A 15,843-nucleotide genomic window follows, 5' to 3' on the forward strand; every position below is an offset into this window, starting at 1 on the left:
GTCTTTACAGAAGTATTGACTTTATAAATTTTATTATGTAAAATTTTAAATAAAATATGTATTGGGAGTGTTTATAGATGAATAATTTGCTAAATGAATTAAATTCTTTAAAAAATAACTTAGATAATTTACCTACAATAAATTTATCTGATTTAAATTTAAATAATACAGATTTATTTATAGTTGATATTAATAATGGATTTGCAAAAGGGGGAGCTCTTTATTCTCCTAGAATAGAAAGTCTTATAAATCCTATCGTTAAATTTACAAAATCGGTATCAAAAGACATAAGAAGTATAATAGCTTTTACAGATTACCATACAAAAGAATCTATAGAACTTTTAAGTTATCCCGCTCATTGTATTGAAGATACCATTGAGTGTGAAATAGTTGATGAACTTAAATCTATAGATAATATAAAAATTGTTAAGAAAAATTCAACTAATGGTTTTTTTGCATTAGATAATTTAAATTTTGATAATACAGATAATATAATTATCATCGGAGATTGTACTGATATATGCATATATCAATTAGCTATAACTCTGAAATCTTACTTTAATCAAAACAATATAAATAAACATATTATCGTTCCAGTAAACTTAGTCGATACATACAATATAGATAATGTTCATCCTGCTGAATTATTAAATATAGTATTTTTAAATAGTATGATACAAAATGGAATTGAAGTTGTTAAAGAAATAAAATAATAAAAAAATCCATCTCAGATGCTATCATGAGATGGATTTTTCATTAATAATCATATCCTGTGTAATTTTCACATAATACTACTTTTATTTTTTTATTAAACATATTTTTATATGCTAATAAAAATTCATTAAGTTCTGCATCCATAAGATTTATTTTCTTACTACTAAGAAGCATAATCTTCTCTTGGTCTATAACTATTTCAATATCATTTACATCATTTTTTATATAAGTAGTTATACAACTTTTAGGAGTTATTTTACTTCCATACTTTTCATAAAATCCTGCACTTTTTTTAATAGATTCTAAGTTTTCACTACTTATATTATTTAAATCTATATTATTAATTCCTGCAATTGAAGGGTCTATTCCAAAACTTTTAAGTTGCTTTTCTACTTCCTCAGAATCCATCCCATATCTTTCCATGAATTTTTTTTGTATATTCATAAATTTCTCTTGAGATATATTATTATCTTTCATGTAATCAAAAATTTTTCTCGAAAATTCAGCCATAGTCATACTTCCATCCATGACAGAGAAGTATAAATTATATATATATTGTTCAAACTTATCAACATCTGAATCTTTTACTTTATTTTTTAAATCATTAAAATCAATTATTCTATCGTCAGACATGTTTTATTCCTCCTAGCTAAAATTCTACTTATTTAAAATTATATCATACTTGTATTAATTAGATTTATATATTTTTATAATAATACTATTATTTACTCTATTATTTTTTATATTTCTTAATTTAGTTATGTCTTTATGCTAAAATTTTATATTTTAATGACTAAATTTAACTAAATATATAGATTATTAACTATATATATAATATAATTATACATATACTTTTGGAGGTTTATAGACATGGAAATTAAAAGATTTGAAACTACAGAGAGAATGAGTAAGGTTGTTCTTCATAACAATACATTATATTTATGTGGACAAACTCATGATGAAGGTGCTGTTAAAGAACAAACAGCCGCTATCTTATCTAAAATAGAAAATTTATTAAATCAATATGGTTCTGATAAAAACCATATATTATCAGCTACTATATACTTAAAAGATATCGATGCAGATTTTAAAGATATGAATTCAGTTTGGGATGCTTGGGTTGAAGGAGGATTTGCCCCTGCTAGAGCATGTGTTGAAGCTAAAATGGCTAGAGAATGTTTATTAGTTGAAATAAGCATCATTGCAGCAGTTAAATAGTACTACTAAAATAGTAAGATATTTTTATCTTACTATTTTAGTATATTTTATTGTGCGATTTATTTATTTTTTTATAATTTTATGATAAAATAATTAATATATTTTGATTTGATTAAATATAAATGTTAATATAAAACTTGTACATAATAAGTAATAGATACAAAGATTCTTTTAATTTTAATCAAAATAACGATAATGAATAAGTAATTATCAAGATTAGGAGGAACAATATGGGATTCACAAACAAATTTGCAGAATCTTTCGCTAGATCAAAAACAATGACTGGTCCAGAGAGAAAAGCTAATGAAATAATGGGAAAATTACTTTTAAAGAAAGCTATAGTTCCTATTATTTTAATGGTTGTTGTATTAATAGCTGGAATAATCACTAAAACATCAGGTTGGATTACATTAGTAGTAAATATATTAATAGCTATTGGAACTTATTTCTACATAAAAAATAGTAGTAAAAAATACCAAAACTTTAAGCCTTATGTAGGTAACTTAATCAATCTTGAGAAAAAAGGTAAAAATGAATACATTGCTATAATAAAACAAGGAAAACTTCCTGTTAAATTACAAATAGCTTATGGTGGAGAAGATTTCGAAAACCTTAAGAAAAATCAAATGGTTCAAATTAGTTACAACCCAGATGCTAAAATAGCTATATTAATTAACAAACAATAAACTTCTACTTAAAAGTAGAAGTTTTTTTATTTATTAAGAACATATTTTTTATAAATTTTTAGAGCCTTAGCAAGCTGATCTGGACAAGATGTTCTTCTGTTTTTACAAGGTATATCCTCAAACTCTTTAATTATTTCATCTATCGATTTTCCTTCTATTAAATGTTTTATACCAATTAAATTACCGCTACACCCACCTTCAAATATAACATCTTTTAATATCTCACCTTCTATGTCCATTAAAATAGACTTTGAACATACACCTTTTGTATAATATCTGTACATATCCTCTACCCTCACATCATTATTTTAATTTAAAATGTATTACTACTAATTATTTTCGTATATAATAATATATATTATATAAAATATTTAATATTTCATATTTGATAAATTTTAATATTGTATACTATAAAATTTATTATCTAATAAAACTATGAAAGGATATATTATAATGATAAATACTAAGTTCATAGATAACTATTTTAAGTTTTTATTTCTCTCTTTCTGGCCAATAATTGGGTATGAATTAATTTTTGTTTCTGATCCATTTATAAAATTTATTTTAGTAACATTATATTGTATTGTAACTTTAATTTACATAGCACTTATCATATTTTTTAAGGATAATAATATAAAATCTATAACTATATATTATAGAATAAGTACTCTAACTGCATTTATTTTTACATTATTTAGCTTATTACTATTTCCTACTAGTCTATTCTTTCTAGCATTGAAAGTGATTTTTGTATTTATATATCTGTATTTATCATATATTAAGCTATTTAAATACAAAATAGAAGAAGGCCTTGTAGGAATACTCGCATCCTTGTTACTTTTAGTTATAATATTTAGATATTAATACATAACTTTTAGTTTAGTGGAAATATTAGACATATATGCTTTTTTCTGATATTATTTATATTAAAATATAATATTAATAAACTAAAGGAGTTACTATTATGGAAAAAAAAGTTTTAGCTACAGTTGGAGAAAAAGAAATAACTAATTTAGACGTTGAAAGTGCTTTAAAAAGCTTAGATCCATATCAAGCTATGCATTTTCAAACTGAAGAAGGTAAAAAACATCTATTAGAAGATTTAGTTAATCAAGAATTATTCTATATGCAAGCTAAAGAAGATCAACTACATAATGATGAAGATTTCAAAGCTGAAATGAAAAAAATTGAAGAAAATATGTTAAAGCAATACGCTATAAACAAAGTTTTATCTAATGTTACATTAACTGAAGAAGAAAAGAAAGCTTTCTTTGAAGCTAATAAGGCTAAATTTAACAAGCCTGAATCAGCATCTGCTAAGCACATATTAGTAGATTCAGAAGAATTAGCTAATGATATATTAAATAAAATAAATAACAATGAAATGACTTTTGAAGCTGCTGCATCAGCTCACTCTACTTGCCCATCTAAAGATGCTGGTGGAGATTTAGGTACTTTCACTAGAGGTCAAATGGTTCCAGAATTTGAAGAAGCTGTATTCAATATGAAAAACGGTGAAGTATCTGGACCTGTTAAAACTCAATTCGGATATCACTTAATAAAATTAGAAAATATACAAGCTGGTGGAGAATCTGAATACGAAGAAGTTAAAAACGAAATAGAAAAAAGTTTAATGTATCAAAAGCAAAGTGAAGCTTATAGTAAAGAGTTAAATAACTTAAAATCTAAATACAACGATACTGTTAAATACCATGATTAATAATAAAAGCCTAGTTATATAACTAGGCTTTTATTTTATCGTAACAATATTCAATAATATCTCTTCTTTTAATTATACCTATAAATGTATCTTTATCATCTACAACTGGAACAAAATTTTGATTCATAGACTTTGATATTAAGTCTTCTATATTAGCATCTATAGACACAGGCCTATTATCTTTTCTTCTCTTAACATCTGTTATTGGGACATCTTCTATAGATTTTAAATCTAGAGAAAATTCATTTTTTAAAGTCCATAGTAAGTCCCCTTCAGTAATTGTCCCAACATACTTCCCATCTTTGTTTATAATTGGAATAGATGAATATCTATGATACTCCATCTTCTCTAAAGCTTGCCTCATTGTGTAGTCTTCGTATATGTATGCCACTTCACTTTTTGGTGTTAAAAAAAATAATATATTCACTATTTGTACCTCCATATACTCATATATAATATATGCTAATTGAATTTTTAATCCATATGGTATATTCAAATATCTTTTCTAACTTAATTTTAACATATTTAGTGCTATTTTTAAATTTAAATATATTTAAATAAAAATTTACTCAAATTAAAAAAGCCGCTTATAGGCGGCTGTGTTTCACATATTACTAGAATTACTAATATATATGAACTTTAGATTATAATCTAACTACGTTAGCAGCTTGAGGACCTTTAGCTCCTTCAACTACGTCGAATTGAACTGATTGTCCTTCTTCTAAAGACTTGTATCCTTCACCAGTTATAGCTGAGAAATGTACGAAAACATCTCCTTCACCTTCTACAGATATAAATCCAAATCCTTTTTCGTTGTTAAACCATTTAACTACACCAGTTTTCATTGATAAATCCTCCTAAAAAAAACACAATTATTTAGCTACAAATATTGTAACCTTATTACTACTTTATCATACATATATATCTTTGTCAAATATTAATTAATTTATAACATATATTGAGATTTAGTAATGAACTCTTATTAAGTGGAACCTTATAGCTTTATTACTCCAACCTAAATCCCATGGTACTAGTAGTCTATCCGTATTATGGCAAGTTACTAAAGGATATCCTTTAGAGTCTACTCCTGTTACAGTAGATACATGAGTTATCCTTCCACCCTTTTCATATGCCACAAAATCCCCTGGTCTTAAATTATAAGATTCTTTGTATGTCTCTTCATATGAACCTTTACTAATTAAACTACCTCTACCACTATTTAATATATAGTTTTTAAATCCTTGTGCATTCACCCAAGCCTTCGTTCCATTACGGTTATCATAATTCCATATAGAATTTTTCTTAAATCTTCCACTCTCATACATTATTTGAGATGCAAAGTTTGCACAATCGCCTCCGTCTGGATTAAAATTTTTATACTCTTTGTTAAACTTAAATTCATATTCATCTTCAGTTGAAACTCCGCAATATCTATGAGCATAATCTATAGCCTTTTCTTGTTCTTGTGTCAACTGAATATCAGGTTTTTGCTGAGATAATATATAGCTTCTTATATCATCAGATTTAATATTTTCTAAATTTAAAGAATCTGCAAATGGATCTGTATACCATTCTTTAGTTATGATATATTGATTATCTTTTATTTTTACATTTAAATAATGTTCTGTACCGATTCTAAATATATTTTTTACATCTTTTTCATTTTCATAAGAATAGCTATAATCTGTAGCAACGTTACATATTATTCCATATAAATCATCTTCTTTTTCTTTTACTTTTCTTATTTTTACTTCAGTCTTTATTTCGTTAAAAGTTACCCCTTGCTTACTAGACCAATTTTTTAAATATTTCATTTTTTCTACTTCATGTTCATAGGCCCAAAGCCCTGTCCTTTTCTCAATATCATAAAGTTCCTTTAATATTTCTTCATTTTGTTCTAATATTGCTTTATTTCTATAATCAAATAGATTCTCTAAAAGAAGTTGATATTGCTGTTTCATTTGATCATCTTCATCTATCTTTATAGCTTCTATTTCACTTCCTCTTGAATTTAATTTTGATACCACTAAACCCAAACCTAAAAATAAAATTAAACATAAAGACATAACTATAATTTTAATGTATTTATTGTTAGATTTAAACCTACTCAAAATCACACCTCCTGATAAATAGTGCATCTATTGCCTATTATAAATTCTTTTTTATTTTCTATTATTATGTCCAAATAAATTTATAAAATAAATAACTATTTTTCATTTAGTTTATATTTTTTACATATATATTGTATAATTATATATATACATAAATTACATATAATTTCTTTAGAATTTACGGAGGTGCTATATAATTTGAAAAAAATAGCTGCAATAAATGATTTGTCAGGAATCGGTAGATGTTCATTATCAGTTGCTTTACCTATAATATCAGCATTAAAAATTCAGTGCTGTCCTTTTCCAACATCTATACTTTCTAGTCAGACAGGCTATCCTAAATTTACCTTTTTAGACTTAACTAATGAAATGACTAATTATTATAAAGTATGGAAAGATTTAAATGTAAATTTTGATTGTATATATAGCGGCTTTTTAGGATCTATAGCTCAAATAGATATTGTTTCTAATTTTATAAAAGAGAATCCTAATGCTTTTGTTGTTGTAGACCCAATAATGGGAGATAATGGAGCATTATATCCTATATTTAATGAAGAATCATGTCTTAAAATTAAAGAGCTAGTTAAATTATCTAACTTAACTACTCCTAACTTAACAGAGGCATGCTTTTTGACTGGAAGAGATATAACTAAACATGATTTTACACGTAATGAAATTATAGAAATAGCTAAAGATATTTCTAAATTAGGGCCTGACAAAGTTATAATAACTGGAATACTAGAAGGAGATAGTATTTCAAATATGGCATACGATAAAACTACTGATGAAATATTTTTTACATCTATAAAATATAATCACTGCTCTTATAGTGGAACAGGTGACATATTTACCTCTATACTCTGTGCTATGATATGTAGAGGATTTGATTTAGTATATTGTGTTAATACTGCAACTAATTATATATATAAAGTAGTTGAGTATAGTGCTAAGTTTAATAATGATAGAAACGATGGCATAAGATTTGAACAGTTTTTAAGCGATTTAACAAAAATTTAGGAGGTCATAAAGACCTCCTTTTCCACGATGATATTTCTTTCAAAGTCTTATTTAATACTATATATATTATTAATTTTAACTTAGTTTTGATACACTTTTATCAACATTTAAATATAATTATGTATATTTATATTTCTATATATTAATTATAGTCTATTACAAGCCTTAATATTATAAACTATAATATAGAATTTTATAAGGAGGACTGTTATATGAACATAAATCAATTCTCAAAAGAGGTAGCATCATTTATAAAAAATACAGATGAATTCAAAGCTATGAATAAAAGCAAATTGGAATTAGATAAAAACAGAAACTTAAAAAGGCAATTTGATATGTATATTAATAAAAAAAATAACCTATATTCAAATTACTCGTTAGAAGATGCTTCTAAAAAGGTTAATCAATTAAATAGAGATTATAACGATTTTTTTAATTTACCTATGGTATCAAATTATATACAAAAAACAAAAGAATTTAATAATATGATGGAAAATTTCTATAAATTAATAGAAAAAGAACTGTTAAAGTAGCTACTAATAGAAATAACTTAATATATCTCTAAAAAAAGAATGCCTATAATAGGCATTCTTTAATTTACTATAGATCCCTTGGTTTCATCATACTTTGCATCATATTTTGCATCATCATATAGTAATTCATCCACATATCATTTACATCTTGATATTGATCCATATAACAATTCATATATGGCATATCTAATGATGGATATTGTTGAGCGAAATCTCCCATACATTGCATTTGATACATATCATACATAGGGCTTACATAAGTTGGACAATCATTCATACATAAATCTTCATTATCTATATATATTATTTCATCCTCGTCTTTCATGTAATTCATATTGCACATATCTTTCATTTTTTTCTTATTATTCATATTGCATTTTGCATCATTTTCTTTTTTGTTAGTAAATTTACATCCACAGTTATATTCTTCATAATTTTTATTACAGCTTGGTTTACATTTATCCATTTTAACATATTTAGGCATTGGCTCATTACATTTTGTTTCTTTCTGATTACATTGATTTAATTTCATATTACATTTATTGATCATATCTTCACATTTATTAGATTTTGCTTCATATTCTTTGATTTTTTCTCCAGCATTTTTATAGCATTGTAATGCTTTCTCATCACATTTCATAGCCTGACAATATAATTCTTTAGCTTTTTCATTATGAACTTGAGCTTTTTCATATAAACATTTAGCTTGTTCACAATTCTCTTGTGCTTGTGCTTGAGTCGCTTCAGCTTGTTTATATAAACATTTAGCTTCTTGGCAAAGATTTTCTGACTTTTCTAGTAATTGTTCAGCTTTGCATTTTGCTGCTTTAGATTCTTTTTCTGCATTTTTAGCTTTCTTCATTAAGTTTTGAGCATCTGCTGCTAACACTTTTGCTGATTCTTCACATTCTTTAGCCTGCTCTAATGTTTCTTCTGCTGCACATTGATGTTCTAATGCTTTTTCAAATAACTCTTCAGCTTTTGAAGCTAAATCTGCACATGTATCCACAAATTTTACTTCACAATCATTACATATAGGTTCTATATATTTTTTTACAGGTTTTTTACAACTATTAACAGGTTTACATGTATTATTAGGTTTACATGTATTTAATAATGAATCATTACACACATCTTGTTGAGGCATACATGAGCATGATGATTTTTTTTTCTTTTTCATAATAAGTCAAAACTCCTTTTGCTGTATTTTTTTCCCCCATAAGAAAAAACTTATGTTACCTAATATAATTATATGATTGAATATAAATGTGGTTACTATTATTTTGCATTATAATGAATTAAAAAATCAGTATTAGATATTTACTAATATCTAATACTGATTTAATTTAAAGATAATAATTCACCTTCATAATATAATTGTACTTTTTCTATCCATTGACCTTTGTACTCTTCTTGAAGTATATTTTCTAATAAAACTTTTAATGTATATTCTCTAATATCTTCATTTAAATAGTCTTCTTTCCAAGATACTCTTTTATTTAAACTATCATCAAACTCTAATAACTCGATTTTTGCGATATCATTTCTATAAATTTTAACCTTCATAGGAAGATTACTAAAGCACTCACTAGAAACAACACTTACTACTTTATTAATCTTATCTTCTAAAGTTGCATTTGCTTCAATTTGTAAATATTTAACTTTCTTATCTTTTTTTATATAATCTTGCATTAAAGTTATAGGTATTTCTACTGTATCAGGTCTCTTCTTAGCTTGTTTATTTTGAATTGGCTTTTCCTCTAGTTTAACTTCTTCATTAATCATCGAATGAGAATTGATTTTAATAGAACTACTTTCCTTTACTCCATTGTATGAAGTACATGCTGTATTAAACAAAGTTAAAAAAATTATAAATAATATTATAGTTAATTTATACATTAGAATACCTCTTTTGCCTTAACTTTTAATATCATTATATCATAATCTATATTTTTTTTCTAAAAATTTAATTAATCTATGATTTTATATAACTTATTATTAGCTTTTCAGTTTCTATTATAGAACTTATATGCGTTCTTTCGTACCCATGTGATGCAAAAATCCCTGGACCAATTAAAGCAAATCTAGCATCCATGCCAGCTTTTAATGCTGCAGTTGCATCTGACCCATAATTTGGATATATATCTAATTTATAATTGATATTATTTTCCTTACATGTATCTACAAGTTTATTTATTAATTCATAATCATAAGGCCCATTTGAATCTTTCGTACATATACAAACATCATACTCAGATGAATTTTGATTTTCCCCTGGACATCCCATATCTACTGCTATAAATTCTACCGTATTGTCTGGAATAAAGCTTGATGCACCATGACCAACTTCTTCATAATTACTGAATAAAAAATTTATATCACATTTAGGTTTTATATCATTTAATTTTATGTATCTTATGACATGCAATATGGCTGCTACAGATGCCTTATCATCTAAATATCTTGATTTTATAAAACCTGATTTAGTTATCCTTGTTCTAGTATCAAATGATACTATATTACCTACTTCTATTCCTAAATTATACACATCTTGAGGTTCACTTACTTGTTCATCTATCACTATTTCATAATTTTTACAATCCCTCTTTAAATCCTTAGCATCATTTCCATCAATATGAATAGAAGGCTTTATAGTTTGCAAAGTTCCCTCATATTTCTTACCATTTCTCGTATGAATAATTACATTTTCTCCTTCTACTGAGTTCATCATATATCCACCTATTTGGTTAATAGATAAACGCGAATTTGACTTTACTTGTGATACTATTGCTCCTAATGTATCTATATGTGCTGAAAATGTTATACTTTTATTTGAATCTTTTCCTTTAATAGTTGCAAGTAAAGCTCCTTTATTAGATATTTTATATTCTAAATTCATATTATCTAATTCTTTCTGTAGGTAATTTAACATATTTTTTGTATATCCTGTTGGACTTGGAATATTTAAAATTTCTTCTAATATTTTTGAATCAAAATAATTATTTTCCATATTCTTCTCCTCTATTTTTAAATAGTATATATATTGTATAAATAAAATATTATATATGATATGAGTAGGATTAATATTATTCTTAGTATATATGAAGCTAAAAATTCTATTTTATTTATAGGAATATTAGTAATTTGTAAATATAAAATATTAGTAGTGATACTTGTACATTTTAATACGCATATTATTCCTATTAATAATTTACTTGTATATCCTATATTTTTGTTTAATAAGTCTATTGCTATTACATCATTAAAAAATCCATTTATTAAAAATCTACTTATTTCATCTATATTATTAAATCTTAAGATCTCTAAAATATAAGAAAAAATAAATTTTAAATTATATACAATATCCATATTATTTATTATTATATTTCCTAAATACATTATTAGTACTAAATTAGGAATTACGCTAATTATTATATGTATTGATTCTTCAAAATTTCTTATTATGGATTTAAATACGTTTATATCTTCTTTATTCTGAATATGCTTTTTTATAGAATTGATTAATTTATCATTTTTAAAATATGACTCTTTGTAACTCGTCTTTATATAGTATGATTTTTTCTTTTTATTTATTGGGTACATTCTGCATAATATAGTATTGACTAAAAATAATATAAAAATAGATAAAATAAAAAAGTTTATCTTGTTTAGATTAAGTTCTTCTGATATATAATTACTAATTGAAATTGAAGCTATAGAAAAGTTTAATAATATAGTACACGCTTCCCTTTGTCTTATTCTCCCTTTCTTATACAATAGGTTGGTCATAAAATAACCACAAAAATAATCATTAAATATATACATAATTATATTTAATACGCTTTTACCACTTAAATTGAATAATTTTTTCATTGATTTATGACAATATGCCTCTACTATATCTAAAAGACCGAAATCTAATATAAATGTTATAAATATAGCACTTAACGGCAATAATGTAATTAAATTTAATATAGTTTCCTCTAGTATTAAAGATATATTATCATCTAATAATACTATTGAGTATTTATCATAAAATATATTTATTACTATAAATATACTAAAGATGCTAAAGTATGAATATATTTTCTTTAAATTACTTTTATGGTTTACTAATAACGATTTAATAATTCCTATTGTTATATATATTATTGTGCAAAGTTGCAACAAACCTCTATAATTTACTTGTAGTCTATATGCAATATGATGTAGTATAGTTTTCGTCTGATTATCTACAGTAACAGGTATAAAAAATATTATTATCCCTATTGTAGAATAGATTACAATCTTCACTATCTCAAAAAAATTTTTCATTTTTATATCTTTTGATTCAATCTCTTTAGATATATTCTCCATACACCCCACCTCTTAATATATTTTTCAACCTTAAATAAATATTTCCTTTATTTTAATAATAACTTTCATTACTATTGCTTAAAACCTTCTGTAGCGGTATAATACTATAAATTAACATATTTAAAAATTTAAGGAGAATGGTCAATGAGCATTAATAATAAAACAATATTAATCCTTACCGCTCAATTTGGAGCAGGTCATATAAGCGCTGCAAAGGCTATAAAGGATTATATTCTTGAAAAATATAGTGATTCAAATATACTTATTGAAAATTTTATAGATGCTAGCCTGCCTATTATGAATAAGCCTATGGTTAAATTTTATGAAAATAATACTAAGTATACACCTGGATTATACAATTACTATTATTATTTTAAAAAATCTTTTGACCCTAGACATGATATATCACATAAATTATATACACCTAAACTTATAGAATACATACTTAAAGTTAATCCTGATTTAATTATATCTACATTCCCACTTGCGGCTGCTTGTGTCTATAATTTTAAAGAAAAGTACAATCATATAAATATCCCTACATTAACTGTTATAACCGATGTTGTAGATAGTTTAGAATGGGTTTACCCTAATACAGATATGTACTTTGTTCCTTCGTGCGAAATAAAAAATAGATTTGTGCAAAAAGGTATACATCCTAGTAAAATCAAAGTAACTGGCGTACCAATCAGTAAAAACTTTAATGTTAATAGCAAAGATATAACCTCAGGAAAATATAAATTATTATTACTAGGTGGTGGTAGAGGTTTATTTGATGTAAGCGAAGAGTTTATGTATTGGATAGATAACTTTATTGAAAATTATAAAGAAAATTTAGAGATTACAATAGTTACAGGTAGTAACTCTAAATTATATAGCAATCTTACAGAAAAAAAGCCACTTAATAACATTAAAGTTTTAGGCTTTATAAATAACATGTATGAACTATTAGAAGAAAGTGACTTGATAATAACAAAACCTGGAGGTGCTACTTTATTCGAGGCTATATATGCTAATACGCCTGTTATAGTTAAATCTCCTAAAGTAGGTCAAGAAATAGAAAATGCGAAATTCATAATCGATAAAGGAATTGGTCTAATTTATAATGATGAAAAAGATTTAGAAGATATATTTACTAAAATAGTTGATGAGAAATTTGAACCATTAATAGTTTTTATGAAAGATAATATGAGTGAATTTAGAAAATCAATACATCCGGATAAAATCTGTGAATATATATCTGAAATAATAAATAACAAGAGCTAAACTCTTGTTATTTATTCATATTTTTATATTGTTCTATATCTATTACTATTCCATTTATGAATGATTTTTTTGTTTCAACTATTTCCTTTTTTGTTGTTGTATTAGTCTTTAACTTAGACATAAGTTTAGACACCATATACATTTCCCCTAAGATAAATACTATATTAAGTGCTACTTGTATCATATAATTCTTTTCATAACTTTCAAATCCAAATATATATATTGAAAATACTCTTATAAATATTAAGATTACTAAATGCATTGTAAATAATAAAGATAAATTTCTAAAATCATATGTTAAATTAAATTTTTTTATATTATTAAATACTCTTAAATTATTTTCATTATTACATCTTCTTATATCTATATATATCTGTCTAAATATATTTTTATTTAATATTAGTGGCAACACAATAATTAGGGTCAATACTATCATCAAGCATGTATCATATATATACATATCAAAACCCAATTGTACTTTTCGTCTAAATAAAAACATTAAAATATATGTAGTAGAAAATATAATCCCACTTACACTAATTCTAGATTCCTTTTTTTTAGTTATTATAGTATAAATACTCAAAATAAATACTAAAGCTAATAACAAGTATCTAATTATATTATAATTTGCAAATGAAAATAATATTACTGGAGATATTATATATACTATAGAATCATATAATAGCTTATTTTTCAAGCATCCTCCCCCCCTTTAAATTATTGTCTAAATAAATCATTTATATAATTCTACTTTTATAAACTAAATCCTCTTAAACTTTATTTTGTGAGTAGATTAACTTACCCTAGAATATTTATTTTTTCGACTTGTAATCTAGTTTACAACATTTATTGGATTTATATTTTCATTATTTATTATAGTTTCAAAATGAAGGTGATTTCCTGTCGAATTTCCAGTCGTACCTACTTTTGCAATAACTTGTCCGGCTTTAACTATATCCCCTTCTTCTACTATATTTGAATTATTATGTGCATATAAAGTTTCTTTTCCATCAAAGTGTTTTATTTTAATTACATTCCCATATCCATTCATTACTCCTGAGAATGAAACTATACCATCATCACAAGATATTATATCTGTATCTTGTGGGGCTGGTATATCTATACCTTTATGGAAACTCTGTTTACCTGTAATCGGATGAATCCTGTCTCCAAAGGGAGAACTTATTTCTTTATATGATTTAACTGGCCATAGTCCTTTTAAATATTCAGTATTATTTAAACTAAGTTCTTCTTTTTTTTCTTCTTCTATTTGCTTTTCTAATTTAATACTTTCTATAGTATAGTCTTGTAACTTATCTACTAATTCAGATTTCTTTTTTACTAAACTTTCTAACTCAGTTTCTTCTATGTACTCTTTTGATGCGATACTTTCTTGTATAAAGCTTACAGTTACAACTTCTACCTGATTATTATTGTTATTTTCACTTTCTTCTATTAAATTAATTTCATTTTGTAAATTTTCAATTTCTAAGCTTAATTTTTTTTGAATCTCTTTATTTTCAATTAGTAAGTCTATCTTATTTTCTACTTCAATAGCATATACATTAAAATCATCTTTTTTACAAATAGAAAATCCTAAAACTAAACTTACGAATACTATTAAAAAACTTATATATTTTTTCATATTTTTTCACTCCTTTTTTAACCATTTATTAATATTGACATATTTTTTTAATTTTATTACATAATTTTTTTGTACTAACATATTCTTCAAATTTAAATATTATATATTATTAATACATTTTTATTTGTAACTAATATAATTATGGAGGTTTTATAATGGTTAAAATTTATAGTTTATTATTTGGTATTATAGCCTCAGCATCTATATGTTTGTATTCATTTATGTATATACTCAGAGATATTTACTATTATTTTGAAAACAAATCTTTAAGAAGGTTCGTAAATAAACTATTACCATTTTTCTCAAAATACAATTTTTTATTATTAGTTTTAGCTTTAATTAGCTCGCTATTTCATATATTAGGTGTATTCATTAATACTCCTATTTTTAGTACAGGATATGTAGTTTTTTTTATATTACTTATTATTGCTAAATTAACTTTCTTTAGCTCTAGAGGTTCTAATAATAGCTATATATTAAAGATTCTTTCTTATTTACTTTTATTTGCCTTAATTATCCATTACTGTATATAAAGATATCATCTCTAATATATCTTTAATTAAAATTTTATTTTTGC

18 protein-coding genes are annotated in these 15,843 nt (G+C 24.4%); 7 read left to right on the plus strand and 11 right to left on the minus strand.

What is annotated here, in order from left to right:
• The first annotated feature begins 77 nt into the window (after positions 1 to 77).
• Positions 78 to 713, plus strand: coding sequence for an isochorismatase family cysteine hydrolase (locus tag CRIB_RS08150; protein ID WP_180701893.1), 636 nt, complete (start codon positions 78 to 80; stop codon positions 711 to 713).
• Positions 714 to 756: 43 nt separating this feature from the next.
• On the opposite strand, the gene CRIB_RS08155 is transcribed toward CRIB_RS08150, so the two are convergent.
• Entirely contained in the window at positions 757 to 1,347 is a 591-nt protein-coding gene (locus CRIB_RS08155) for a DUF3867 domain-containing protein (RefSeq protein WP_180701894.1), read from the minus strand.
• A 237-nt stretch (positions 1,348 to 1,584) separates the two neighbouring features.
• Between CRIB_RS08155 and CRIB_RS08160 the strand changes: the two genes are divergently transcribed.
• Entirely contained in the window at positions 1,585 to 1,932 is a 348-nt protein-coding gene (locus CRIB_RS08160; protein WP_180701895.1) for a RidA family protein, read from the plus strand.
• Between the two features lie 230 nt (positions 1,933 to 2,162).
• Positions 2,163 to 2,618 carry a hypothetical protein gene (locus CRIB_RS08165; RefSeq protein ID WP_180701896.1) on the plus strand — a complete coding sequence of 152 codons (456 nt, stop codon included), beginning with the start codon at positions 2,163 to 2,165 and terminating at the stop codon, positions 2,616 to 2,618.
• 26 nt (positions 2,619 to 2,644) lie between these two features.
• Here the strand turns inward: CRIB_RS08165 and CRIB_RS08170 are convergent, their stop codons facing one another.
• Positions 2,645 to 2,902 carry a TIGR03905 family TSCPD domain-containing protein gene (locus CRIB_RS08170; RefSeq protein WP_180701897.1) on the minus strand — a complete coding sequence of 86 codons (258 nt, stop codon included), beginning with the start codon at positions 2,900 to 2,902 and terminating at the stop codon, positions 2,645 to 2,647.
• A 680-nt stretch (positions 2,903 to 3,582) separates the two neighbouring features.
• Here CRIB_RS08170 and CRIB_RS08175 point away from each other — a divergent pair.
• The gene (locus CRIB_RS08175; RefSeq protein WP_180701898.1) at positions 3,583 to 4,338 is read left to right on the plus strand and encodes a peptidylprolyl isomerase; all 756 of its coding nucleotides are present in this window, start codon (positions 3,583 to 3,585) and stop codon (positions 4,336 to 4,338) included.
• Positions 4,339 to 4,360: 22 nt separating this feature from the next.
• Here the strand turns inward: CRIB_RS08175 and CRIB_RS08180 are convergent, their stop codons facing one another.
• The 3 genes from CRIB_RS08180 to CRIB_RS08190 form a co-directional block, all read right to left on the minus strand.
• Entirely contained in the window at positions 4,361 to 4,765 is a 405-nt protein-coding gene (locus CRIB_RS08180) for a CBS domain-containing protein (RefSeq protein WP_180701899.1), read from the minus strand.
• 217 nt (positions 4,766 to 4,982) lie between these two features.
• Entirely contained in the window at positions 4,983 to 5,183 is a 201-nt protein-coding gene (locus tag CRIB_RS08185) for a cold-shock protein (protein WP_071119823.1), read from the minus strand.
• 120 nt (positions 5,184 to 5,303) lie between these two features.
• Positions 5,304 to 6,449, minus strand: a complete 1,146-nt coding sequence (locus CRIB_RS08190; RefSeq protein ID WP_330404851.1) for an amidase domain-containing protein — start codon at positions 6,447 to 6,449, stop codon at positions 5,304 to 5,306.
• Between the two features lie 198 nt (positions 6,450 to 6,647).
• Between CRIB_RS08190 and CRIB_RS08195 the strand changes: the two genes are divergently transcribed.
• Entirely contained in the window at positions 6,648 to 7,466 is an 819-nt protein-coding gene (locus CRIB_RS08195; RefSeq protein ID WP_243633499.1) for a pyridoxamine kinase, read from the plus strand.
• Positions 7,467 to 7,678: 212 nt separating this feature from the next.
• Positions 7,679 to 7,999 (plus strand): YlbF family regulator, encoded by a 321-nt coding sequence (locus tag CRIB_RS08200; protein WP_180701902.1) that lies wholly within the window; start codon positions 7,679 to 7,681, stop codon positions 7,997 to 7,999.
• Between the two features lie 67 nt (positions 8,000 to 8,066).
• Here CRIB_RS08200 and CRIB_RS08205 read toward each other — a convergent pair whose 3' ends face one another.
• The 4 genes from CRIB_RS08205 to CRIB_RS08220 all read right to left on the minus strand — a co-directional run bounded on the left by CRIB_RS08205 (position 8,067) and on the right by CRIB_RS08220 (position 12,355).
• The gene (locus CRIB_RS08205; protein WP_180701903.1) at positions 8,067 to 9,179 is read right to left on the minus strand and encodes a hypothetical protein; all 1,113 of its coding nucleotides are present in this window, start codon (positions 9,177 to 9,179) and stop codon (positions 8,067 to 8,069) included.
• Positions 9,180 to 9,340: 161 nt separating this feature from the next.
• Entirely contained in the window at positions 9,341 to 9,898 is a 558-nt protein-coding gene (locus tag CRIB_RS08210; protein WP_180701904.1) for a hypothetical protein, read from the minus strand.
• A 76-nt stretch (positions 9,899 to 9,974) separates the two neighbouring features.
• Entirely contained in the window at positions 9,975 to 11,009 is a 1,035-nt protein-coding gene (locus tag CRIB_RS08215) for a M42 family metallopeptidase (protein ID WP_180701905.1), read from the minus strand.
• A 17-nt stretch (positions 11,010 to 11,026) separates the two neighbouring features.
• Positions 11,027 to 12,355 carry a nucleoside recognition domain-containing protein gene (locus CRIB_RS08220; RefSeq protein ID WP_180701906.1) on the minus strand — a complete coding sequence of 443 codons (1,329 nt, stop codon included), beginning with the start codon at positions 12,353 to 12,355 and terminating at the stop codon, positions 11,027 to 11,029.
• A 144-nt stretch (positions 12,356 to 12,499) separates the two neighbouring features.
• On the opposite strand from CRIB_RS08220, the gene CRIB_RS08225 reads away from it, so the two are divergent.
• Positions 12,500 to 13,621 carry an MGDG synthase family glycosyltransferase gene (locus CRIB_RS08225; protein ID WP_180701907.1) on the plus strand — a complete coding sequence of 374 codons (1,122 nt, stop codon included), beginning with the start codon at positions 12,500 to 12,502 and terminating at the stop codon, positions 13,619 to 13,621.
• A gap of 7 nt (positions 13,622 to 13,628) precedes the next feature.
• Here the strand turns inward: CRIB_RS08225 and CRIB_RS08230 are convergent, their stop codons facing one another.
• Positions 13,629 to 14,318 (minus strand): hypothetical protein, encoded by a 690-nt coding sequence (locus tag CRIB_RS08230; RefSeq protein WP_180701908.1) that lies wholly within the window; start codon positions 14,316 to 14,318, stop codon positions 13,629 to 13,631.
• A gap of 135 nt (positions 14,319 to 14,453) precedes the next feature.
• A complete protein-coding gene (locus tag CRIB_RS08235; protein ID WP_180701909.1) occupies positions 14,454 to 15,266 on the minus strand; it encodes a M23 family metallopeptidase in 813 nt (270 codons plus the stop codon).
• Positions 15,267 to 15,843: the final 577 nt, after the last annotated feature.

It is taken from the genome of Romboutsia ilealis (assembly GCF_900015215.1).
GTDB classification, from domain to species: Bacteria; Bacillota; Clostridia; order Peptostreptococcales; family Peptostreptococcaceae; genus Romboutsia; species Romboutsia ilealis.

Bases quoted from the DNA above. Each gene is read 5' to 3' on its own strand.
- CRIB_RS08220 (WP_180701906.1), bottom strand. From the start codon at position 12,355: ATGGAGAATATATCTAAAGAGATTGAATCAAAAGATATAAAAATGAAA.
- CRIB_RS08160 (WP_180701895.1), top strand. From the start codon at position 1,585: ATGGAAATTAAAAGATTTGAAACTACAGAGAGAATGAGTAAGGTTGTT.
- CRIB_RS08170 (WP_180701897.1), bottom strand. From the start codon at position 2,902: ATGTACAGATATTATACAAAAGGTGTATGTTCAAAGTCTATTTTAATG.
- CRIB_RS08225 (WP_180701907.1), top strand. From the start codon at position 12,500: ATGAGCATTAATAATAAAACAATATTAATCCTTACCGCTCAATTTGGA.
- CRIB_RS08205 (WP_180701903.1), bottom strand. From the start codon at position 9,179: ATGAAAAAGAAAAAAAAATCATCATGCTCATGTATGCCTCAACAAGAT.
- CRIB_RS08215 (WP_180701905.1), bottom strand. From the start codon at position 11,009: ATGGAAAATAATTATTTTGATTCAAAAATATTAGAAGAAATTTTAAAT.
- CRIB_RS08200 (WP_180701902.1), top strand. From the start codon at position 7,679: ATGAACATAAATCAATTCTCAAAAGAGGTAGCATCATTTATAAAAAAT.
- CRIB_RS08185 (WP_071119823.1), bottom strand. From the start codon at position 5,183: ATGAAAACTGGTGTAGTTAAATGGTTTAACAACGAAAAAGGATTTGGA.
- CRIB_RS08175 (WP_180701898.1), top strand. From the start codon at position 3,583: ATGGAAAAAAAAGTTTTAGCTACAGTTGGAGAAAAAGAAATAACTAAT.
- CRIB_RS08155 (WP_180701894.1), bottom strand. From the start codon at position 1,347: ATGTCTGACGATAGAATAATTGATTTTAATGATTTAAAAAATAAAGTA.
- CRIB_RS08210 (WP_180701904.1), bottom strand. From the start codon at position 9,898: ATGTATAAATTAACTATAATATTATTTATAATTTTTTTAACTTTGTTT.
- CRIB_RS08235 (WP_180701909.1), bottom strand. From the start codon at position 15,266: ATGAAAAAATATATAAGTTTTTTAATAGTATTCGTAAGTTTAGTTTTA.
- CRIB_RS08165 (WP_180701896.1), top strand. From the start codon at position 2,163: ATGGGATTCACAAACAAATTTGCAGAATCTTTCGCTAGATCAAAAACA.
- CRIB_RS08150 (WP_180701893.1), top strand. From the start codon at position 78: ATGAATAATTTGCTAAATGAATTAAATTCTTTAAAAAATAACTTAGAT.